The 20,037-nt window shown below is 64.5% G+C and carries 19 protein-coding genes; 5 read left to right on the top strand and 14 right to left on the bottom strand.

Features of this window, described 5'->3' with window-relative positions; translation table 11 throughout:
- The first annotated feature begins 39 nt into the window (after positions 1 to 39).
- From gcvP to EV191_RS17025, 3 genes are all read left to right on the top strand, one after another.
- Entirely contained in the window at positions 40 to 2,928 is a 2,889-nt protein-coding gene (gcvP, locus tag EV191_RS17015) for an aminomethyl-transferring glycine dehydrogenase (protein WP_132878067.1), read from the top strand.
- 152 nt (positions 2,929 to 3,080) lie between these two features.
- Positions 3,081 to 3,830 carry a DUF3137 domain-containing protein gene (locus EV191_RS17020; protein WP_165912986.1) on the top strand — a complete coding sequence of 250 codons (750 nt, stop codon included), beginning with the start codon at positions 3,081 to 3,083 and terminating at the stop codon, positions 3,828 to 3,830.
- Between the two features lie 27 nt (positions 3,831 to 3,857).
- Complete coding sequence (locus EV191_RS17025) at positions 3,858 to 5,024, top strand: amidohydrolase family protein (protein ID WP_132878069.1); 1,167 nt, start codon at positions 3,858 to 3,860, stop codon at positions 5,022 to 5,024.
- On the opposite strand, the gene EV191_RS17030 is transcribed toward EV191_RS17025, so the two are convergent.
- A complete protein-coding gene (locus tag EV191_RS17030; RefSeq protein ID WP_132878070.1) occupies positions 5,011 to 5,289 on the bottom strand; it encodes a hypothetical protein in 279 nt (92 codons plus the stop codon). The genes EV191_RS17025 and EV191_RS17030 overlap by 14 nt on opposite strands.
- Positions 5,290 to 5,402: 113 nt before the next feature.
- On the opposite strand from EV191_RS17030, the gene EV191_RS17035 reads away from it, so the two are divergent.
- Positions 5,403 to 6,227: an aldo/keto reductase gene (locus tag EV191_RS17035; RefSeq protein WP_132878071.1), complete on the top strand. Its 825-nt coding sequence runs from the start codon at positions 5,403 to 5,405 to the stop codon at positions 6,225 to 6,227.
- Between the two features lie 27 nt (positions 6,228 to 6,254).
- Here EV191_RS17035 and EV191_RS17040 read toward each other — a convergent pair whose 3' ends face one another.
- From EV191_RS17040 to EV191_RS17100, 13 genes are all read right to left on the bottom strand, one after another.
- Positions 6,255 to 6,881, bottom strand: a complete 627-nt coding sequence (locus EV191_RS17040) for a hypothetical protein (protein WP_132878072.1) — start codon at positions 6,879 to 6,881, stop codon at positions 6,255 to 6,257.
- A 150-nt stretch (positions 6,882 to 7,031) separates the two neighbouring features.
- Complete coding sequence (locus tag EV191_RS17045) at positions 7,032 to 7,910, bottom strand: 3-methyladenine DNA glycosylase (RefSeq protein WP_132878073.1); 879 nt, start codon at positions 7,908 to 7,910, stop codon at positions 7,032 to 7,034.
- A gap of 58 nt (positions 7,911 to 7,968) precedes the next feature.
- Positions 7,969 to 8,547, bottom strand: a complete 579-nt coding sequence (locus EV191_RS17050; protein WP_132878074.1) for a TIGR03086 family metal-binding protein — start codon at positions 8,545 to 8,547, stop codon at positions 7,969 to 7,971.
- Between the two features lie 96 nt (positions 8,548 to 8,643).
- Entirely contained in the window at positions 8,644 to 9,960 is a 1,317-nt protein-coding gene (locus EV191_RS17055; protein WP_132878075.1) for a cytochrome P450, read from the bottom strand.
- Positions 9,961 to 10,084: 124 nt separating this feature from the next.
- Positions 10,085 to 10,690: a TetR/AcrR family transcriptional regulator gene (locus tag EV191_RS17060; protein ID WP_132878076.1), complete on the bottom strand. Its 606-nt coding sequence runs from the start codon at positions 10,688 to 10,690 to the stop codon at positions 10,085 to 10,087.
- 63 nt (positions 10,691 to 10,753) lie between these two features.
- Entirely contained in the window at positions 10,754 to 11,272 is a 519-nt protein-coding gene (locus EV191_RS17065) for a DUF3558 family protein (protein WP_132878077.1), read from the bottom strand.
- Positions 11,269 to 11,757: a hypothetical protein gene (locus EV191_RS17070; protein WP_132878078.1), complete on the bottom strand. Its 489-nt coding sequence runs from the start codon at positions 11,755 to 11,757 to the stop codon at positions 11,269 to 11,271. The genes EV191_RS17065 and EV191_RS17070 overlap by 4 nt, the downstream gene beginning before the upstream one ends.
- Positions 11,758 to 11,771: 14 nt before the next feature.
- The gene (locus EV191_RS17075) at positions 11,772 to 12,263 is read right to left on the bottom strand and encodes a hypothetical protein (protein ID WP_132878079.1); all 492 of its coding nucleotides are present in this window, start codon (positions 12,261 to 12,263) and stop codon (positions 11,772 to 11,774) included.
- The gene (locus EV191_RS17080; protein ID WP_132878080.1) at positions 12,235 to 12,687 is read right to left on the bottom strand and encodes a hypothetical protein; all 453 of its coding nucleotides are present in this window, start codon (positions 12,685 to 12,687) and stop codon (positions 12,235 to 12,237) included. The genes EV191_RS17075 and EV191_RS17080 overlap by 29 nt, the downstream gene beginning before the upstream one ends.
- 4 nt (positions 12,688 to 12,691) lie before the next feature.
- Positions 12,692 to 13,057 (bottom strand): hypothetical protein, encoded by a 366-nt coding sequence (locus tag EV191_RS17085; RefSeq protein ID WP_132878081.1) that lies wholly within the window; start codon positions 13,055 to 13,057, stop codon positions 12,692 to 12,694.
- Between the two features lie 270 nt (positions 13,058 to 13,327).
- A complete protein-coding gene (locus EV191_RS17090; protein WP_132878082.1) occupies positions 13,328 to 16,153 on the bottom strand; it encodes an aconitate hydratase in 2,826 nt (941 codons plus the stop codon).
- Between the two features lie 265 nt (positions 16,154 to 16,418).
- The gene (locus EV191_RS17095; RefSeq protein WP_132878083.1) at positions 16,419 to 17,846 is read right to left on the bottom strand and encodes a flagellar basal body protein FliL; all 1,428 of its coding nucleotides are present in this window, start codon (positions 17,844 to 17,846) and stop codon (positions 16,419 to 16,421) included.
- Positions 17,843 to 18,325, bottom strand: coding sequence for a hypothetical protein (locus EV191_RS17100; protein WP_132878084.1), 483 nt, complete (start codon positions 18,323 to 18,325; stop codon positions 17,843 to 17,845). The genes EV191_RS17095 and EV191_RS17100 overlap by 4 nt, the downstream gene beginning before the upstream one ends.
- Positions 18,326 to 18,637: 312 nt before the next feature.
- Here EV191_RS17100 and EV191_RS17105 point away from each other — a divergent pair, with 312 nt between their 5' ends.
- A complete protein-coding gene (locus EV191_RS17105) occupies positions 18,638 to 20,008 on the top strand; it encodes an NlpC/P60 family protein (RefSeq protein ID WP_132878085.1) in 1,371 nt (456 codons plus the stop codon).
- Positions 20,009 to 20,037: the final 29 nt, after the last annotated feature.

Below are 20,037 nucleotides of genomic sequence, written 5' to 3' on the forward strand. Positions count from 1 at the left end.
GTCTGCGTCGTTCAGCCCGACCTTTGCGGAGGCGTAGCAATGGCAGAAGACCGCATCCCGCTCGCCGCGCTCGAGCACGGCACCCCGTTCGCGGATCGACATGTTGGTCCCCGATCCGCTGAGCTCGCGCGAATGCTCGACGTGATCGGCGTTGGCTCGGTGGAGGAGCTGGCCCAGCGGGTGATCCCGGCATCGATCGCGGAAACCGAGCCGACCATCGACCTGCCGGCACCCGCCACGGAGGCGGAGTCGCTCGCGGAGTTGCGGGCGTTGGCCGCTCGTAACCAATCCATGGTGCACATGATTGGGCTCGGTTACTACAACACGGTCACGCCGCCGGTGATCCTGCGGAATGTGCTGGAGAGCCCAGCGTGGTATACCGCCTACACCCCGTATCAGCCAGAGATATCCCAGGGCCGGCTCGAGGCGCTGCTGAACTTCCAGACGATGGTTGCCGACCTGAGCGGACTCGAGGTCGCGAACGCCTCCATGCTGGATGAGGCGACGGCGGCGGCTGAGGCCATGACACTGATCCGGCGGGCGGGCAAGTCCAAATCGTCGACCTTCGTGGTGGACGCGGACACGCTTCCACAGACGATCGCGGTACTCCGCACCCGAGCAGAACCGCTGGACATTCACTTGGTGGTCGCGGACCTGTCGAACGGCCTGGCTGATGTGGACGTGCCAGACTGTTTCGGCGTACTGCTCTCGTATCCGGGCGCGTCCGGTGCGGTCCGCGATGTCGAGGCCACGATTGCCGACGCGCATGCCAGGGGAGCGTTGGTGGCGGTCACCGCTGACCCGCTCGCCCTGACCCTGCTGCGTCCGCCAGGGGAGATCGGCGCCGACGCGGTGGTCGGCTCGACACAGCGTTTCGGGGTGCCGATGGGCTTCGGCGGCCCGCACGCCGGTTACCTCGCGGTGCGTAAAGGCATCGAGCGACAGTTGCCTGGCCGGCTGGTCGGAGTCAGTACGGATGCCGATGGCGCGCTTGCCTATCGACTCGCCCTACAGACCAGGGAACAACATATTCGGCGGGAAAAGGCGACAAGCAATATCTGTACCGCGCAGGTGCTACTTGCGGTGATCGCGTCGATGTACGCGGTCTATCACGGTCCGGAAGGGATCCGGGCGATTGCCCGCCGAGCGCATCGGATGGCGACGGTACTCGCCGCGGGGCTTCGGGACGCTGGCGTGTCCATTGTGCACGAGAAGTTCTTCGACACGGTGCACGCCGAGGTACCTGGCCGTGCTGCGGATATCGTCGCGGCAGCCAGGGACCTGGGGGTCAATCTGCGGCTTGTCGACGACGACCGGGTTGGCATTTCCTGTGATGAGACGACCACCAGGGAACACCTTGAGTTGGTCTGGAAGGCGTTCGGTGCCTCGGTGTCCGATGTGGATGGGCTGGACGCCAGCACCCCGGACGCGCTGCCGGTTGAGCTACTCAGGGAGTCCGAGTATCTGACGCATCCGGTCTTCCATGCGCACCGCTCCGAAACGGCGTTGCTCCGCTACCTGCGCCGGCTGTCCGATTCGGACCTCGCGCTGGACCGCAGCATGATCCCGCTCGGATCCTGCACCATGAAGCTCAACGCGACCGCCGAGATGGAACCCATTACCTGGCCGGAATTCGCGGACCTGCATCCTTTCGCGCCAAGTGCGGACGCGGAGGGGATTCTGCGGATTATCGCGGACCTGGAGCGATGGCTCGCGGAGATCACTGGCTACGCGGCCGTCAGCCTGCAGCCGAACGCCGGTAGTCAGGGCGAGTTCGCCGGATTGCTAGCGATCCGGGCATACCACCGGGACCGTGGGGACGCCGGGCGGGACGTGTGCCTGATTCCCTCGAGCGCGCATGGCACGAATGCGGCGAGCGCGGTAATGGCCGGTATGCGCGTCATCGTGGTGCGCTGCGACGACGATGGCAATGTCGACCTGGAGCATCTCAAGCAGGTCGTCGATGAGCATCGTATGGACCTCGCCGCGATCATGATCACCTATCCCTCGACGCACGGCGTGTACGAGGACACCGTGCGCGAGGTGTGTGGTCTGGTCCATGACGCCGGCGGTCAGGTGTATGTGGATGGTGCGAACCTGAACGCGTTGATCGGCCTTGCGCAGTATGGCAAGTTCGGCTCGGATGTATCCCATCTGAACCTGCACAAGACGTTCTGCATCCCGCATGGTGGTGGCGGGCCTGGCGTGGGGCCCATCGGAGTGCGTGCGCATCTCGCGCCCTACCTGCCCAATCATCCGTTGCAGCCGGATGCTGGGCCGGAGACGGGAATCGGGCCGATCAGCGCGGCGCCATGGGGTAGCGCCTCGATCTTGCCGATCTCCTGGGCATACGTGCGAATGATGGGTGCTGATGGCTTGCGTAGGGCCACGCTTACCGCGGTGGCGGCGGCGAACTATGTGGCCAGGCGGCTGGACGAGCACTTCCCGGTGCTCTACACGGGGCGCGGTGGATTCGTCGCGCATGAGTGCATCCTCGATCTGCGGCCGTTGCAGAAGGCCACCGGCGTCACCGTGGACGATGTGGCAAAGCGGCTCGCCGACTATGGACTGCACGCGCCGACGATGTCGTTCCCGGTGGCCGGGACTTTGATGGTCGAGCCGACGGAGAGCGAGGACCTCGCCGAGTTGGATCGGTTCTGCGCGGCGATGATCGCGATCCGGCAGGAGGCGGAACGGGTTGGTTCGGGGCAGTGGCCTGCCGACGACAATCCGCTGCGCAACGCACCGCATACGGCGGCCTGCCTGACCGGCGCTTGGGAGCATCCGTACAGCAGGGAGACCGCGGTCTTCCCCGGTGGAAACGTGCGCGACAAGATCTGGCCACCGGTACGGCGAATCGACCAGGCCAAGGGTGACCGCAATCTGGTGTGTTCCTGCCCGCCACTGGAGGCGTACTCGTCCAGCTGATCCGGGCTGGCGCCCAGCCCAGCTGTTTTGGCTGCCCGTCCCGTACGCCGATTTCCCGGTGGTATCGGGACGGGCAGCCGGCTTCTGGTCGCCCCATGCGTTAGCGTGTTCAGCAATATCACATGCGCATGGGGGTGGCTATGTCTAGTCCGATGGACTGGGTCTGGTTCGGCGTCGCCGTAATAGTCATCGGTGCAGCCGTGTATTGGGATTGGCAGCGCCGCAAGAAGCTGATCGCGCGGATGACCGCGGCGGCGAGGCAGCGCGGCTGGACCTACGAAGCGAAGCGGCAGAGCTTGTGTCGGGCGTATCGAGGCGCGCCGTTCAAATCATCGCACAACAGCGAGAAGGCGGAACATGTCATCACGGGTACCTACCGGGATCGGCAGTTCATAGCCTTCCAGTACCGGTACAAGATGGACGAGGACGAGCGGCGCCGTCAGCGGGAACGGGAACACCGACGTCATCCACTGAACCTGCCGTCCGTGCTCGGTGGTCGCCGGCGCGAGTCTGACCATAAACACTCTGAATGGCGCTATTATCACGTTTACGCCGTCTCGTTGCCAGCCACTCGACCGTTTCTCGAAGTGAGCAAGGAAGGGCTGTTCCGGGGCGTGCTGGATGCCGTTGGCATTCGTGACCTGCAGTTGGAAAGCGAAGAGTTCAACAAGACATACAAGCTCAAAACCGATAACAACAAGTTTGCCTACGACATCCTGCATCCGCGCATGATGGAATGGATGCTCAACGATGGCAGGGTCAAGAAGTTCGGCTTCACTTATCAGGGCAACGAGATCTGGACATATCGGCAGGGCCGATTCAAGCTCGAGGACACCACCGATTACCTGGACTATCTGCACCGGATCCTCGAGCGCGCGCCGAGCTTCGTCTGGAAAGACTAGCGACGCCTGGACGCCTCGGGTGAGCCGATGACCCGAACGGTACTTGCCGGGGGCCACGTACTTGACGTCCTTTCGGGCGTCGTTGAACGTAGCGACCTCGCGTTCGAGGGGGATCGGATCGTCTCGGTCGCCACTGGGCTGGACGGCGACGTCGTGGTCGACTGCGCTGGTGGCCTGCTGGTGCCGGGCTTTATCGACTGCCATACCCACGTATGCCTTTCGCGAACCCTCGGGTCCACGCAGCCGTACTCGTTACCTCGTTCGGCTGTACCGCTGTCCGCGGTCCCAGTGCTGGCCACGCTGCTGCGGCTGGGGGTGACGACGGTACGAGACGCCTGGGGCGCGGACGCCGGCATTCGACTCGCGGTCGCCAGCGGGTGGATCGACGGCCCAGAGGTGTTGATCAGCTTGCGGCAGCTGTGCACTACGGGCGGAATCGGTGATCAGTGGGCTTTCGGGCTCGGTGGTTTCGACTCCTTTGCGGACCCTGCGATGCCAGACCCCGTATCCGAGGGGGAGGTCGGCGCGCGTGCGGCGGTACGGCGCATGGTGCGTGCGGGAGCCGATTGGATCAAGGTCACCGCGACGGGGTCCATCCGGTTCCCGGATGCCCATGATGTGCAGCTCACCGTGGCGGAGATGGCGGCGTTGGTCGAGACGGCGCACCGGCACGGCGGGCGCGGGGTGATGGTGCACGCACACGCGGCTCGTGCCGCGGAGCTGGCCGCGGTGGCTGGTGCGCGCAGCATCGAGCACGGGGTCTGGCTCGACGAGGCAGCCGTGCACGCGATGGCTTCGGCTGACTGTTGGTACGTGCCGACGTTATCGGCCACACATGGCGGGTCGGCGCGGCACGACGGCGATCTGGCCGAGGCACACCGCAGGTCCGTTCGGCTGGCAATAGACGCCGGTGTGCCGATCGCGATGGGTAGTGATGCTCCGGTTCAACCACATGCCGAGGTACTTCATGAGTTGGCGTATCTGGCTGAGGCCGGCCTCGGCGCCATGGGCGCGTTACGGGCGGCGACGGTGAACGCGGCCCGTCTACTGGGGTTGTCCACTGATCGTGGCGTACTGGCGGCCGGAATGCGGGCCGATATCGTGCTGCTGAACGGTACCGAACCGGATGTTGCCGCGCTCGACCAGCGGGTGCGAGCGGTCTGGCGCGGCGGCACCCGGGTCAGTCGCGAGTGAGTCGAAGCTTGCGTGCAAGGTAGCCGAAGTTGACAGACCAGCCGACGCCAAACACGTGCGGCGCCAGGATTCGCGGTTCGGTCGGATTCCAGCAACGTTCGCGGACCCGCTCGAGGGTGGGCCGGCGAAGGTCGTAGGGCACCAGTCCGGCGATCGTGCCTTCCCAGGTTCGATCGGCTGGTTCCTTGCCAATCTCGGTGACGATCGCGGCCCCGAGTAGCGCCGCGCCCGTGAAACCGACGATTCTGCGAACTTTGTCCATCATTGGATTGTCCTCTGGATCACCCGGCGAGGGGACGTCTGACCTGGAATTATCGCACCGATCGCAGGTGTTGTGCGAAATGGCAGTAACGATCGAGTTTTGGAGGCACAACCTCGATGGGCAATGTTCCCACGAAGACGCTGAACAACGGCGTTGAGATTCCGCAGCTCGGGTTTGGCGTATGGCAGGTACCACCCGAGGAGACCAGCGTCGCCGTTGGCCATGCCCTGCGCGCTGGGTATCGGAGCATCGACACCGCGGCCCTCTACGGCAATGAAGAGGGCGTCGGTAGGGCGATCGCCGAATCGGGCATCGATCGCGCCGAGCTGTTCATCACCACGAAGCTGTGGAACACCGAGCACGGGTACGACTCAACATTGCGCGCCTTTGACGAGAGCATGCGCAAGCTCGGGCTGGAGGTACTCGACCTCTACCTGATTCATTGGCCGGCGCCGAAACAGGACGGCTATGTGGACACCTGGCGTGCCTTCGAGAAGCTTTACGGCGAGGGTCGGATACGCGCGATTGGCGTGTCCAATTTCCATGTGCCACACCTGGAGCGCCTGCTGCGGGAAACGGAAATCGTGCCCGCGGTGAACCAGGTCGAGTTGCACCCCGATTTCGCGCAGGCCGAGTTGCGTGAGTTCCACGCCAAGCAAGGCATCGCCACCGAAGCATGGAGCCCGCTGGCACAGGGTGGACTGCTCGCCGAAGGCGCGTTGGTCACGATTGCCGAGAAGTACGGTAGGACCCCTGCGCAGGTCGCTCTTCGCTGGCACCTGCAGATCGGCAATATCGCGATTCCGAAGTCGGTGACGCCGACCCGGATCGTGGAGAACTTCGACGTGTTCGGCTTCGAACTCACCGCTGACGACGTTGCCGCGATCAGCGCACTGGACCGTGGTAACCGCCTCGGCCCGAATCCCGACGACCTGAACTGATCACCAGGGCCGCTGGCCGCGAGCCGGTCAGCGGCCCTGCGCGAAACTCAGAAACTGCTGTGCGGCGCGTGCCTGCACGGCGCTGACCTCGTCGCCGGCGAGTGCGACGTAGGAATACTGGGCTCCGTCGCCACCAGCGAGCTGTTCGGGAGTCGAGCCGGCTAGCTCCGGGCGCCGATCGACAAAGTCCGCGGTGATCGATCCCTGATCGGCAATCCACGCCTGCGGGCGCTCGCCAAGATCGGCGGAATCCCAGCCGTTCTCCAGCGCGGTTCGGACGGTTTTCTCCGGGATGGCCGCGATGTTTACTTGAACACAATGGGCCTGTACCACGGTCCGCTGCTGATTCCAGACCTTGGCCGCGGCCGTGGCTGTGCGCTCGGCTTCCGGGGTGACGGCGACTCGCAGGGCAGCGGGACCTTCCTGGCAGTCCGCGGCCGCGGCGTTGGCGCGCTGGTTCACCTCACCGTTCGCCCAGGCCCAGCCGAACCAGCCAGCGGCGCCGAGCACGACGATGGCCAGCAGAGCGATGGGCCACCGGGCAACACCACGACGAAATGAACCCGAGGCGCCACGGTGCCGCGCGGATCGCTGCGGCGACGGCTGACTGGTCGAATTACGCTCGCTTGAAGGCGCCAGGCTATGCCGCCCCATGCCCCGTCCTCTCGTCACTCAAGGCTGCGTTCGGTAACCCCGATCCGGGCGCCATCCCGCAGCCGAGTGGCGACCGACATCGATAACGCTAACAGGCGATAACGGTTCAGTAAATCTGAACACGCGGAGTAGTCTCGATCGCCAGGTGAGTTAAGGCTGTGCGCTCGACCAGTGTAGGAGACTTTCGCAGGCCTCGATCAGCGCGGATCGTAGTGGGGCGGCGCGCCTGGCGAACGCGGCTTGTTCGGCGGCGTAGTGCGCGCGGCCTTCGGTGGTTTCGATGGGAACCGCTGAGTAACCGTAGGCGCTGAGGTCGTAGGGCCCTGCGCGCATATCGAGGATCCGAATCTCGGCGGCGAGCTCAAAGCAGTCCGCGGTCAGCTCGGCGGTGACGAACGGGGCGAGTTTGGCGGCCCACTTGTATAGGTCCATATTGGCGTGCAGGCAGCCGGGCTGCTCAAGTTCGACCTGCTGCTCACGCGTCGGCTGATGGCTGTTCAGCGGCCTGGCGGGCGCGCTGAAGAACCGAAACGCATCCGCGTGGCTACAGCGGATCGGCAGTCGTTCGACCAGGTCGTCGGTGTGTTGCCGGCCGAGCCGCAGCGGCAGCGCGGTGTGCCGGACGTCCTCGGTGCGATACACCATGGCCCACTCGTGCATTCCGAAGCAGTTCAGCCGTGCTGGACGCTCGGCGGTCGCCGTGAGCAGGCCGTGAATGAAGCGCGCGGTACGGCGGCGGGATTCGGTGAACGCGACGGGGTCGAGGCCGACGAGTTCGCCGTACTGGCGATAGCCAGGCCGGCTCAGGAACCGTCGGGCCGCCGTGCCCGCCAGCAGGTGCGTAGTTCCTGGATGCCATCGTTCGAGCAGCGATGGTCGGTGCGGGTAATAGGTGAACAGGAAGTCCAGGATCGGATGCGTTCGCCCGGCTGCCTGCCGGGCACGATGTGGTCCGGTCCATGCTCGGATACGGCGAAAATGCGCTGCTTCGCGCGCGGTCCACTCCTGTTCGGCCAACGCGGCGGTCAATAGGTCCTCGTGTGCTGCTTCGTGATGGGTCGGCGCCCATCATTCTAGTGCCGCGAACTCATCCCAGGGGCTTCGCCGGGTCGCGGCCGAGCAGGGCAAGTAGCCGCTCGGGCTCCGTTGCCGAGTCCGGAACCTGGACTGGCGCGTGGAACAAACCGGACTCCACCAGCAGCTCGCGCTGGGGTTCGAGTTGGGCGAGCAGAACTGTGGCGAGTTCGGGCTCGATGGGCTGGCTGGCATCGATCGACATGGCGAGGTCCCAGCTGTGTACCGCCAGATCGGAGGTCATCTGCCAGCCATAGGTTTCCGCCGGAAGTTGCCCGCCGGTGACATGGACATCGCCGTCGAGCGCGCCGGGAGTACGCCATGCCGCGTGGGCCACCGCGGATGCCTGTTCCCAGGCGGTAACTGGATCGTCCCCGAGTAGCCAACCGTCAAATCGGTCACCTACCTCGGCGAGCGTGTATCCGCGCAGCAGCCACGGCGCCCATAGCTGCTCGGCCACCAAATGGTTGACGAGATCTCCGGCATTCCAATCGGAGCACGGGGTAGGCAGCGTCCACTGCGGTTCGGTGACCTCGTGGACCACGCGGTCAAAGGCGGCCATTGCCATGCCGTGTGCTTCGAGTAGGCGCATGCGTACACCCTGACAGGCCTGATCAACGGGGGCGGCAAGGGGATGCCAAATCGTGTCACCCCGTGCCCACGATTGCCGTGCGCCGTGGCGAGCTCCCTAGCGGCGCGCGAGGACGTTGCGCGGTACGCCGGTGTGCATCGGCATGCTCCGCAGGCCGCGGATGGTGCGACCTTCCCTGCGCAGCGGCGTGCCGGCGGCGCGCAGGTGGGGATACCTGCGGAACAGCTCGCGCAGCGCAACCTCGCCCTCGATCCGTGCCAACCCGGCACCGAGGCAGTAGTGAATCCCAGAGGAGAAGGCAAGGTGCTCGCGGTTGTTCGGCCGATCCGCGTCGAATCTGGTTGGCTCGGCGAATACCGCGGGGTCGCGGTTGGCCCCGCCGAGAAACAGCACGATCAGCCGGTTGGCCGGGATTCTGGTGCCGCCGTATTCCACCGGTTCATGCGTCAACCGGCCGGTGACCTGTACTGGGGGATCGAATCTGAGTACTTCCTCGGTGATATCCGCGGCGCGGTCCGGCTCCTCGATGAGCAGCCGCTTCGCATCTGGATTGGCCAGCAAGGCGGTGACGCCGTTACTGATCAGGTTCACCGTGGTTTCGAAACCGGCGCCGAGCAGCAGGCCGGCGAGCGCGACGAGATCGCGACGGTTCAACGCGGCCCCGTCCGGCCGGGCGCGCACGAGTCCGGTGACCACATCGTCGGTACCCGGATGTGTCCGGCGGTGCTCGACCAGGTTGTCGAAGAAGGCGGTCATCTCGACGAGCGTGTCGCGTACCGCGCGGCGCTCGCGGATCGTGCGAATGCCGTCAAGTGTGCCGGCCAGTACCGTGCCCCAGCGGCTGAACGCGTCCCGGTGATCATCGGAGATGCCGAACAGGTCGCAGATCACCCGGACGGGCACCCGAATGGCGAAGTCCCGGACCAGGTCGAACTCGCCGTCACCGATCTCGTCGAGGAACTCGGTGACCGTCTGCTCGACGCGGTCCGTTCGGTCGCGCAGGGCGCGCGGCGTGAACCACGGCGCAACAACTTTTCGTAGCCGCGTGTGTTCGGGCGGGTTCATGGTGAGCAGGGAGTGCTCCACCGGGTGCACAAGCTGCTCGTCCTCGGGATGTCGTTGCCAGCGCACTCCGTCCAGTGCGGCGCTGCTGGTGGTGCCCAGGCGCTGGTCCCGAAGCATCGCGCTGACCAGCTCGTGTGTGGGGGTGAGATAGAAGCCCATCCGGTTCTGGCTGAGCGGTCCACGCGCGCGGAGTTTCTCGTACAGCGGATAGGGGTCGGCGGCGGGCTTCACCCCGAGCAGGCGCGCGTCTGGGTCTCCAGCCAGCGCGAACAGCTTCTGAAGTCCGTTGCCGGCCAGCAGCATGCCGCGGGTTCGAATCTCGTTGCCTAGACCAAGCCGAGTTGACATCGCCGTGCACCCTTCCTCGCGCGTCACCCACTTCGATCGTGCAGCACATACCGACGGTATGGCAAGCGCCAGTGAACAGGGTTCACAGCTCGGCGTAACCGCAGGAGCTCGTGTCGGCGCCGGGCTAGCTGGCCTCTCTGCGGTGCCGGCGGACGCTTTCCTCGACGAGATCGAGCACGGGTTCCAGGTCGTCGGCCGGTAGTCCTTTGGCGAGGTAGGAGATCAGTCCTTCCAGGACAAGTTCCAGAAAGGACGTGAGCACGTCCACGTCGATATCGTCGCGGAGTTTGCCAGCTTCGCGTTGCCGAAGTAGCCGGTTGCGCGTGGCGATGGTGAGTTGCTGGGAACGCTCGGCCCAGCGGGCCTGGAAATCGGGATCGGTGCGCAGCCGGCGGGACACCTCGAGGCGGGTGCCCAGCCAGGCAGCGGGCGGCACCTCGCCCGCCGTGCGCTGTCCGGACGGACCAGTCAGTAGATCGCGCATCACCTGGACGAGTCCCTGCTCGGCGACCACAGCGGCCATTCGCTGCGCATCGTCCTCGGCGAGCGCGAGAAACAGCGACTCCTTGTCGCGGAAGTGGTGGAAGATCGCACCTCGGGAGAGTCCGATAGCGTCTTCCAACCGGCGTACCGTTGCTCCCTCGTAGCCGTGACGTGCGAAGCATGACCGGGCGCCGTCGAGGATCTGCTGGCGGCGCGCGTCGAGATGGTCCTGGCTGACCCGTGGCATCCGATGATCGTTGCAGCGGCGGCCGTTTGGTGCAATCAGTACGTACGTACTGCGTGTCGCGGGTTACTGGGTGAGCGCGCTCATCGCGGCGTTGCCGAACTGACGAGCTAGGTCGCAGGTGCGGGGCTCGTCGTCAGTGTTGGGTCCGGCGCTGATCTTGAGGGATTGGTCGTTGGCTGCATCGACGTACAAGGTGCACGGGTCGTGCGGCCCGCTCTCGAAGTAGGTCACCCGGATGGTGCGAAACCCGTCGACTGGATGGACGTCAGTCGACGTTGCGTTCTTTTGGGATCCGTCGGTCCAACGGTCAACTCCATGGTTCGTCACGACACTCACACTTACGACATTCGAGTTCGCTGGCGAGTAAATACAGGTGTTTCCTTCCATGTCCGCGCCTTCAACTACGTCGACCGAGCTTGGTTTTGCTGTGACCTGTAGTGTTGCCAGGTCTGCTTGGGGGATCAGGTCGCAGGCCTGCACGTCGTCGAGCGTGATGTCCTGTGGTCGGTCGGAGTCGCACGCTGCTGAGAGTGCAGCCACGCCTAGCACGGTGACGCCGGCCCATAAAGCACGTTTGATCATCCGTAGTACCGCCGCTTAATGTCGGTCACTTTGGCCCGGTAGTCCTCAATTAGTCGTGGCGCTGCTTCGGCGATGTTCGCGATGAAGCCGCGCTCGCTCAGTTCACGTACGGTACCGCGTTGAATCTCCGCCGAAAAACTTCGCATTCCTACGGTCGACAACGTGATCCGGCGATCGCTGGACTCTCCGCTGGCTTCGACGGCATCGGCTTCATCACGAAAGTTGAAGTCATGTTGATCGTTGGGATAGATATTAAGATTTGTCGTACTAATAGCCTCGCGATACTGTCTTAGCCACCCGGTATACAACAGTCGAGCCAGGCTTGCCAATGCCCGCTCGAGTGCGGCTTCATTAACGAATTCGTACACACTCTCACCGAAAGACAGTGTGATCTCGGTGCGATTACGTAGCTCGCCTTCGAGGTCGATGCCAGGCGCGGCGGCGTGGACTCGGATACCGTTCAGGCGTTCGGCCAACTGGCCCATCTCGTCACTCCCGCTTAGTTAGATCGCCCAAGGCCTTCGTCGCTGGTTAGGCTCTTGCCTGTCATGCCGGCCATCGTCGGTCGTTCAGACACGAAGGAGTCCTTGTACTTCTGGACCTCGTTTGTCGCACTTATCAACGCGTGGCTGACTTTCTGTCCAGAAGACCTTATTTCCTGGCTGAGTTCCTGGATCGCCTCCTTCATGGAATTGACGACCTGCTCGGTCGACCCGCCGGCCTTGTCTCTGCGGAGATCGTCAGCCGCTACGCCGGCACTGCCGACTGCTCCGGCCGCGCCCACGGCGGCAAGACCGGTCGATGCGCCCCCGCTAAGCGGAATGCCGCCAATGGCCACGACGGCACCGACTACGGTGAAGAGAAAAGATAGGTCGCTCTTTCCTGTGCTGGATACATTATCCAATCCAGCGAAATTTGTTTCGATTATTAGTGCGATATCTCGATGTGCTCGCGCCCAGCGTTCACGGTCTGCTTCGAGGGCGCCTTTCATGATTGCAAGAATGAGAAATTGATTGGTGGCGACGGCCGGAAATGGGTCGAGGAAGTTGCGTTTGAATGCATCGGCAGCTGCTCCGGTCCAGCCTAGAAGAGCATCCCCCGGCGGATCCGATCCGTTCCAGGTTTCGGTTGGCCCGGATCGGTTTGTCGCTCACTGGATCCTGCATATCGCCAGGTGACAGCTGCGTCATCGCGGCGGTGAGGTCCTCAATGGGCCCGTCGTACGAGCTGGGATCCGGCATGCGGCTGAACGCTTCGAAATGTGGGCCGATCGTGCCGCGGTACTGCTGTTCTACCATTTCGTACGTGTATGTTGCGCTGCGGCCGCCGGTCGCTTGCGCCATTTCCAGTTGGGCAGCTTTAATTGCTTCGTTTTCGATCTCTTGTGCCTGCTGCATCAGGTCGCCGGCGCTCATGGTTTCACTCCGGTTTCGGTTCGCCGCGGTCATCCAAGAGTCTGCGGAATTCGCTTGCGGCAGCACCATCATCTGCCGCGTAGAGCCTCACCGCTTCGGCCAGCGCTAGCGCAGTCTCGTCGAGAGCGCTTCTTGTCTCGCGCAACACGGCCAGGATGGCCTCATGCGTCGCGCCATACTTGTCGAGGACCGCGCCGTTATCGGGAACAAACTGGTCGGGAACCGCCGCGATGCCGTCCAGCGCCTGTTGTGCGCCGTTGCATTTGCCTATCGCACTGTCGTAGTCATCGGCCACGGTTGGCAGGTCTGACTTGGCAGCCTGCTCAAGGGCGTAAAGGTCGGCGCCAAGGTCCTTACCCGTGTTAGCCATGGTCGGCCCTCGACTTGATTACTGGCAGTGCCACGTACCTGTCCCTCCCTTGTCGATCAGTCGCCCGAATCGTAGGAGATATCGCAATACGAAGGGCACTGTTCGGGTCGGATTCACCCAGAGCGGGGGCGCTCGCCGAACCGCATTCTTTAGGCATCTTGCGGTGGCTGCGCGTGACCGCGTTCTTTAGGGTTAGCGTGGACAGATTGAAAAGGCCCTGCGCTCCATACCGTGTGGTACGGGCGCAGGGCCTTGATGGTTACTACTAAATCAGGCGTTGATCATCTTGCGCAGCACGTACTGCAGAATTCCGCCGTTGCGGTAGTAGTCCGCTTCGCCGGGCGTGTCAATCCGGACGGTGGCATCGAACTCCACGGTGGAGCCGTCCGCCTTTGTCGCGGTGACATGCACGGAGCGGGGGGTCGCGCCATTGTTCAATTCGGTGATCCCGGCGATATCGAAGGCCTCGGTTCCGTCCAGGCCGAGCGAGGACGCGGACTCACCATCGGGGAACTGCAGCGGGATAACCCCCATGCCGATCAGGTTCGACCGGTGGATCCGCTCGAAGGACTCCGTGATCACGGCGCGAACTCCGAGCAGCGAGGTGCCCTTGGCTGCCCAGTCCCTGGACGAGCCCGAACCGTACTCCTTGCCGCCCAGCACGACGAGCGGTGTACCTGCGGCCGCATAGTTCTGCGCGGCGTCATAGATATGCGCCTGCGGCCCACCATCCTGGGTGAAGTCGCGGGTGTAGCCACCCTGCACGCCACCATCGATGATCGCGTCCAGCAGGTGATTGCGCAGCCGGATGTTGGCGAAGGTGCCGCGGATCATCACCTCGTGGTTACCGCGCCGGGAACCGTACGAGTTGAAGTCCTTGCGCTCGATCCCGTGCTCGGTCAGGTACTTACCGGCGGGGGAGTCGGCCTTGATCGCGCCGGCGGGGGAGATGTGGTCAGTGGTGACCGAATCACCAAGCAGGGCAAGCACCCGCGCCCCGGCGATATCCGTGACCGGCGCCGGCTCCAAGCCCATGCCATCGAAGTACGGGGGCTTGCGCACGTACGTCGACTGCGCGTCCCATTCGAAGGTCTGTCCCTCCGGAGTGGGCAGCGAGCGCCACCGCTCGTCCCCAGTGAACACATCCGCGTAGTCGCTGGTGAACATCTCCTGGGTGATCGCCGAATCGATCGTGTCCTGAACTTCCCGCGGAGTCGGCCAGATATCCGCGAGGAACACATCCTTACCGTGCTCGTCCTGCCCGAGCGGATCCCGGTCGAAATCGAAGTCCATCGTGCCTGCGAGCCCGTATGCGATCACGAGCGGCGGGCTGGCCAGGTAGTTCATCTTGACGTCCGGGTTGATCCGGCCCTCGAAGTTCCGGTTCCCGGACAGGACCGAGACAACCGCGAGGTCGTTGTCGTTGACAGCCGCGGAAATCTCGTCGCTGAGCGGCCCGGAGTTACCGATGCAGGTCGTGCAGCCGTAACCAACCAGGTGATAGCCCAACTTCTCCAGATACGGCCACAGGCCAGCTCGGTCGTAGTAGTTGGTCACCACCTGCGAGCCAGGCGCCATGGACGTCTTCACCCATGGCTTCACGGACAAGCCGCGGTTCACCGCGTTGCGCGCGAGCAGCGCCGCACCGATCATCACCGAAGGGTTTGAGGTGTTGGTGCACGAGGTGATCGAGGAGATCACCACTGCCCCGTGGTCAAGGACGAACTCCCCACGATCCTCGGTCCGCACGGTCACCGGCGCGCTAGCCCTGCCGTTCGCACCCTGCGCGGCGGAGGCGACCTTCGGCTTGTCCGCGGCCGTATCGTGCCCGACCGCGATCGAGTCACTCGCCGGGAACGACTCGGACCCAGCTTCATCCAGCGCCCCGCCGTTGCCGTGGCCGTTGCCGACGTAGTCAGGCAGTGCCGAGCGGAAGGACGGTTTCGCCGCGGAGACCGCGATCCGGTCCTGCGGGCGCTTCGGGCCAGCAATAGACGGGACCACAGTGGACAAGTCCAGCTCGAGGTACTCCGAATAGTCCGGCTCGTGGCTGGGATCGTGCCAGAGACCCTGTTCCTTGGCGTAGCTTTCCACCAGCTCGAGCTGCTCGGGGGAGCGGCCGGTCAGTTTCAGGTACCGCAAGGTCTCCTCGTCGATCGGGAAGATCGCCGCGGTGGAGCCGAACTCGGGGCTCATATTGCCGATGGTCGCGCGGTTCGCCAGCGGCACCGAGGCGACGCCGGCACCGTAGAACTCCACGAACTTGCCGACGGCGCCGTGCTTGCGCAGCATCTCGGTAATGGTGAGCACCACGTCGGTGGCGGTCGCGCCGGACGGGATCTCGCCGGTCAGCTTGAACCCGACCACGCGTGGGATCAACATCGAGACCGGCTGGCCAAGCATCGCGGCCTCGGCCTCAATCCCGCCAACACCCCAGCCGAGTACGCCGAGGCCGTTCACCATCGTGGTGTGCGAGTCGGTACCGACCAGCGTGTCCGGATAGGCCTGACCGTTGCGGGCCATCACGGTGCGGGCCAGGTACTCGATGTTGACCTGGTGCACGATGCCGGTGCCGGGCGGGACGACCTTGAACTCGTCGAAGGCGGTCTGTCCCCAGCGAAGGAACTGGTAGCGCTCCTTGTTCCGGCCGTACTCGAAGTCGACATTGCGCTCGAAGGCATCCGGGCGCCCGAACACATCGATGATCACCGAGTGGTCGATGACCAGCTCGGCGGGCGCGAGCGGGTTGACCTTGGAGGTGTCGCCACCCAGATCGCGGACCGCCTCGCGCATGGTGGCCAGGTCGACCACACAGGGCACGCCGGTGAAGTCCTGCATGATCACCCGGGCTGGGGTGAACTGGATCTCGGTCGCGGGTTCGGCCTTGGCATCCCAGTTACCCAGCGCGCGGATGTGTTCCGCGGTGATGTTCTGCCCGTCTTCGGTGCGGAGCAGGTTCTCCAGCAGAATTTTGAGGCTGTACGGCAGGCGCCCAGCGCCTTCAACGGCATTGAGCCGGAAGATCTCGTACTCCTCGTTCGCTACCCGCAGTGTGTCGCGGGCGCCAAAGCTGTCCTTGCTCGCCGGTGCTGTCACGTTAACTCCATCTCGCGGCTGGTGTGCTCGCAACAAGTCAGTTCGGGGTTTCAGCTCCACGTTCACTGAGAACCCAGTGGGCGAGTCTCGCGCACCCGGCGCGGGAGCGCCGACTCAGCCCCCATCAACCTAAACAGTACGCTTGTCCTGTTTTGTGGGTCAAGCCGGCACGCGCAAAAGCGGCTCGACCCGGAAACCCAGGTCGAGCCGCTCAGTAGTGCTGCTATTCAGTTGTGCCAGCCAGTAGTGCCGGTTCGCCCAGCGGTCAGTTCACCGCGGTGATCAGCTCGCGAATGTCCGCCGGCTCGAAGGCGCGCAGCAGGGTGAGCACGCTCTCGCCCATCGAGCGCATCGGGCTCAGGTAGTGCTTGCCGTCAACCTCGGTGGTGACCACGCCCATGCCCTCGGACATGAGCTTGCCGAAAACCTGGCTCAGGGTGTCGGCGACCTGCGGCGGCAGCGTCTCGTCCTGCTGGATCTCGGCGGCGAGGTCGTCGCCACACATCTTGCCCTGCTGTCCGGGCATATTGATCTCGATGCAGTCACCCGCGTGCCGCGCTTGAATCTGCTGGCCGTTGACCGTGCCATCGAAGCTGGTCACGATGACCTTCGTGCCACCGGTGACCTCTTCGGTGCTGGTCTCCAGCGCGTTGACGTCGAGCTGCGGGCCCGCCGGGCCAGAGCCGATGGCATCGAGCAGGAGCGGGCCGACGTCGTGCAGCACCGCCATCTCGTCCGGCGGCAGTAGTTCGATGATGCGCTGTACGTCCGCGCTACCCGCCGCCTTGACCACTTCTTCAACGGCCTGCTCTGGCGAGTCCGCGCCCTTCGGCGCGATCTGGTCCTTGGGCCAGGACATGCCTTGTTCGGTGAGCGCGTAGTCCGCGACCGTGTAGAACAGACTCGGGTGCCATTCGTCATCGGTCTGCACGGTGGCGATCCGGATCGGTTCGCCACTGCTGCGCACCTGCTGCCCGATGTCGATCGTCTGGGTCTGCTGACCAGTCGGGAGCCCCTCGGGCGCGACCTGCTGCATGAACCCCTCGGCAAGCGGAATCTGGCTGAGATCGGCCGAGACGGTGAGCTTTCCATCGACCAGTTTGGTGATCGTGACCCGGTCGTTCACCTTCTCTTCGGCGCTCTCGTCGAACTTGAGGTTCTCCGACTTGAGCTCAATGCCACTGACGTTGCTCGGATCAGCCTGATCGGAGAGCACCTCGAGGCGCTTCAGCTCATCGACCGTGTCATTCATCATGTCGTTGGCCAACTCGGCTTCACCCGGCGTGAGCGAAGTGAGCATGCCGGCCACATCGCCATTGCCGACCGAGTTCACCAGATTCGTGGCGGCTTCGGTCGGGTTCGCCGCGCCGGCCGCCACATTGTTTGAGCTGTTCAGCGCCCATATGCCGGCGGTGATACCGCCCGCGGCCACCACAACGGCAACGATCACGCCGATGATCAGGCCGGTCCGCTTGCGCTTTGGTGGTTCGGGCGCGCCAGGCTGCGGGAAACCACCGGGGTCCTGCGGCGGAGGTGGGTTGGCGCCGAACTGTGCCGGCGGCTGGTACCCAGGCGGCGGCTGCTGTCCCGGTGGGGGGCCCTGCTGCCAGCCGGGCTGCTGTGGGTACTGCTGCTGCGGGTACTGGGGCGGCTGTTGCGGCTGCCACTGGCCGCCAGAACCGGGATATGTCACCTGTTCACTCCTGCTCTTGCCTTACGTGTGGCCATCGTCTGGCGTCGCAGCCGATGGCCGAGAAATATGCCGATCGCCCCCAGGAAGGCGACTATCGAACCAAGCACGGTGGTTACTGGGCCACTGTTGGCAAGGCCGATCAACGCTTCCTCGTTGGTGGGTTGGACGGTCGCGATGGCCGAGGGGGTTCCAGTCAGAATCGATAAAATCACCAGAAGCCCAGCGGCGGTTCGCCGTAGACGGAGTGCGAACAGCGCGATACACAGCGCGGCTACCGGGGCGATCGCGATCCATACGCCAAGGAACACGTCGAGCGGACCATTGTCGAATAACTCGAAATGCCGCAGTAAGCCAAGTGACTGGTAACTGTTGCGCAGCACATTGCCGGACCGTGACCAGGGCAGAAAGCAGCCGATCACCAGAGCAAGTAGGCCAATGCCGGCCATACACGCCGAGATCGGCAGGATTTTCCACCGCACGACAAACATCTTCGCAGGTAGTCCTACGCGGCGAACGCCCCCTATGTGACGAGGGCGAATTGGTCAATCTTTGTCCACGGGAATGTACTCAGATGAGGTATATGAGCTTGCCGATGCGCTAGTTTCTCCTGGTGCCACTGTTAACAGTGGGGCGTTTGTGGTGCAATGAGCGCAGCGTGGATCCGCTGTCCGGTCTAGCTGTCGGTCCTGGTTGCCGACGGTCGGCAGGTTGCGGATGGCTGGCAGGTAAGCCGGATACCGGCCGGTCGAGGGAGTGGGGCGGGTGACGAGCCCGTCACTTGGAGGTGTGGCGTGCGAGCGCGAAACGGGGAACAGGGGCCGGCTAGGTCCAGACGGACCAGCGGGTTTGGGCGGCTAGCCGTTCTCGGCGCCGCGAGTCTGGCTGTGCTGTTGGGAGCCACCGGGACCGCTTCGGCGGTGCCACCGCCGCCACCGAACCCCAGTGACTCCGAGCTGGAAGAGAGTCGGCAGGAAGCGAACACGCAGGCCAGCCGGGTCGGCCAGCTGACCAACCGGCTCGCCGAGGCCGAATCGCGACTGGTGAAGCTGCAGACCGAAGTCGCCGTCAAGCTGGAAGACGCGGAGAAGGCGCGGGTGGACCTGCAAACGGCGCGGTCCGAAGCGGAAGAGGCGAAGCGGCTCGCCGGTGTGGCCGACCGGGAAGCAAAGGCAGCCAACGCGAACATCCGGCGGGCGTACGACCAGGTCGACGAGTTCGTCGCGGGTAGTTATCAGCAGGGCAGTACGGTCGGTTCGGTCTCCGCGTATCTGTCCGCGGACAGCCCGAAGGACCTACTGGCACGCGCCGATATGCTCGAATCGGTCAGCAGCGACCAACTCAATGGCCTCGAGGCCATGGAACGGGCGCGCACCGAGAAGGCGAACAAGGATTCCACCGCGCGGGCCGCGCTGCAACGAGCAGAGCGGGCCCAAACCACGGCTGAACAAGCCAAGGTGACCGCCGATAACGCTCGGCAGACCGCGATCGAAGCGAGGGAGTCGCAGCGCGGGCGGACCAGCGAGGTCGAGGCGGAGAAGCGCGAGGTCGAGCAGCAGCTGCACCAGGCAAGGCTGCAGGCCGGGGGGCTCGAAGCGCAGCGGGCCCGGTACGAGGAATGGCAGGCGGCCAAGGCACAGGAGGAGGCCGAGGCGGCCGCGGCAGCGGCCCAACAGCAGGCCGCCGCACCGCAGGCGTCGTCGCAGCAGGCCGCGGCGCCCTCGGGTGGTTCGGGCAGTGCCCCTCCGCCGGCGGCGAGCGGCGGTATCGAGTCGGTGATCGCCAGAGGAATGTCGCAGCTCGGCGTGCCTTACTCCTGGGGCGGCGGCAACGCCAATGGGCCAACCATCGGTGTCCGGGACGGAGGCGTCGCCGACTCCTACGGCGACTACATGAAGGTCGGATTCGACTGTTCCGGACTGATGGTCTACGCCTTTGCCGCGGTGGGCGTGCCGCTGCCGAAGTACAGCGGTTATCAGTACACGGCAGGACAACAGGTGCCGGTTTCGCAGATGCAGCGTGGGGACATGATCTTCTGGCCGGGCCACGTGGCGCTGTATCTCGGCAACGGACAGATGCTCGAGGCGCCGTACTCGGGTTCGCAGGTGCGGGTCGCGCCGGTGCGCTACGGCGGGATGCGGCCCTACGCGGTCCGGATGCTCTGAGCCAGGTTGGGTCGCTCGTCCAACCGGTA

This window comes from Tamaricihabitans halophyticus, assembly GCF_004340875.1.
GTDB lineage: Bacteria > Actinomycetota > Actinomycetes > Mycobacteriales > Pseudonocardiaceae > Tamaricihabitans > Tamaricihabitans halophyticus.

What these genes read in the sequence shown, in the direction of transcription:
- EV191_RS17040 (WP_132878072.1), bottom strand. Translation starts at nt 6,881, where the DNA reads ATGGGGCGGCATAGCCTGGCGCCTTCAAGCGAGCGTAATTCGACCAGT.
- EV191_RS17020 (WP_165912986.1), top strand. Translation starts at nt 3,081, where the DNA reads ATGGACTGGGTCTGGTTCGGCGTCGCCGTAATAGTCATCGGTGCAGCC.
- EV191_RS17035 (WP_132878071.1), top strand. Translation starts at nt 5,403, where the DNA reads ATGGGCAATGTTCCCACGAAGACGCTGAACAACGGCGTTGAGATTCCG.
- EV191_RS17030 (WP_132878070.1), bottom strand. Translation starts at nt 5,289, where the DNA reads ATGATGGACAAAGTTCGCAGAATCGTCGGTTTCACGGGCGCGGCGCTA.
- EV191_RS17080 (WP_132878080.1), bottom strand. Translation starts at nt 12,687, where the DNA reads ATGAGCGCCGGCGACCTGATGCAGCAGGCACAAGAGATCGAAAACGAA.
- EV191_RS17025 (WP_132878069.1), top strand. Translation starts at nt 3,858, where the DNA reads ATGACCCGAACGGTACTTGCCGGGGGCCACGTACTTGACGTCCTTTCG.
- EV191_RS17070 (WP_132878078.1), bottom strand. Translation starts at nt 11,757, where the DNA reads ATGGGCCAGTTGGCCGAACGCCTGAACGGTATCCGAGTCCACGCCGCC.
- gcvP (WP_132878067.1), top strand. Translation starts at nt 40, where the DNA reads ATGGCAGAAGACCGCATCCCGCTCGCCGCGCTCGAGCACGGCACCCCG.
- EV191_RS17050 (WP_132878074.1), bottom strand. Translation starts at nt 8,547, where the DNA reads ATGCGCCTACTCGAAGCACACGGCATGGCAATGGCCGCCTTTGACCGC.
- EV191_RS17085 (WP_132878081.1), bottom strand. Translation starts at nt 13,057, where the DNA reads ATGGCTAACACGGGTAAGGACCTTGGCGCCGACCTTTACGCCCTTGAG.
- EV191_RS17075 (WP_132878079.1), bottom strand. Translation starts at nt 12,263, where the DNA reads ATGAAAGGCGCCCTCGAAGCAGACCGTGAACGCTGGGCGCGAGCACAT.
- EV191_RS17060 (WP_132878076.1), bottom strand. Translation starts at nt 10,690, where the DNA reads ATGCCACGGGTCAGCCAGGACCATCTCGACGCGCGCCGCCAGCAGATC.
- EV191_RS17065 (WP_132878077.1), bottom strand. Translation starts at nt 11,272, where the DNA reads ATGATCAAACGTGCTTTATGGGCCGGCGTCACCGTGCTAGGCGTGGCT.
- EV191_RS17055 (WP_132878075.1), bottom strand. Translation starts at nt 9,960, where the DNA reads ATGTCAACTCGGCTTGGTCTAGGCAACGAGATTCGAACCCGCGGCATG.